The sequence below is a fragment of the Lutimonas halocynthiae genome (assembly GCF_030409835.1).
In the GTDB taxonomy this organism is placed as follows: Bacteria; Bacteroidota; Bacteroidia; order Flavobacteriales; family Flavobacteriaceae; genus Lutimonas; species Lutimonas halocynthiae.
The window spans coordinates 1-909 of sequence record NZ_JAUFQO010000008.1 but is presented as its reverse complement, the minus strand read 5'-3'; the positions used below and the strand labels follow the sequence as shown (position 1 = coordinate 909).

Sequence of the window (909 nt, the reverse complement as noted above, 5' to 3'; positions counted from 1 at the left end):
CTAACCATTTTACTTTTTCTACTCGGGCTTTTAAAAATTTCGGCTCAATCCTTCGAGGGAGAAATCATATATCAATTAAACTACAAAAGTAAAGTACCCAGTATCTCAGATGAACAATTCAACGAAATGATGGGTACGACTCAAAATTACTTTATCAAAGAAGGGAACTACAAAGCTCTGATGGACGGTACAGGAATGGAATGGCAGCTGTACATTAATACTGAGAATAAACTCTATAACAAGTTAGCGGATTCAAACATGGCTTATTGGATTGATGCCAGTAAGGAGGGAAATACTATTCAAGAAGTATTAATCAACAAAAAGGCTCTGAAGATTTTAGGTTATGAGTGTGATGAGGTCATCTTTGTGTGTAAAAATGGAAATGAGAAATACTATTTCAATTCTGAATTGTCAATAGACATTTCACTTTTTGAGAACCATGCCTTAGGTCATTGGTTTGATTATTTAAAAATATCTGGAGCTTTACCTATGATGGCTTACATTGAGACACCTGAGTGCATTATTAAAAGTACTGCTGTTAAAATCGACCCTAAGAAGTTAAACTCTGATATATTCAAGATCCCTGAAGGTGTCATGACTGAAAAGAGTCCATATTAATTAAAGCACAAGTGCACAACAACGGGTATAAGCAATAGCTTCAATTCGTAACACAACGAAAATCAAAGTAAAAACAAACAAATAAAATAAAACAACATCAGGGGAGAGCTACTGCTCATACCCAAACCGTTGTGCACTATGCACGCCAAATAAAGAAAATCAAAATAAATTGTAAATGAAAAAAAACCTAACCATTTTACTTTTTCTACTCGGGCTTTTAAAAATTTCGGCTCAATCCTTCGAGGGAGAAATCATATATCAATTAAACTACAAAAGTAAAGTACCCAGTAT

The 909-nt window shown here is 34.0% G+C and carries 1 protein-coding gene; it reads left to right on the top strand.

Annotated elements, in window-relative coordinates; translation table 11 throughout:
• Positions 1-618 (top strand): hypothetical protein (locus tag QWY87_RS11685; RefSeq protein ID WP_290291351.1); only part of this gene is annotated, 618 nt, incomplete at its 5' end.
• Between the last annotated feature and the right edge of the window lie 291 nt (positions 619-909).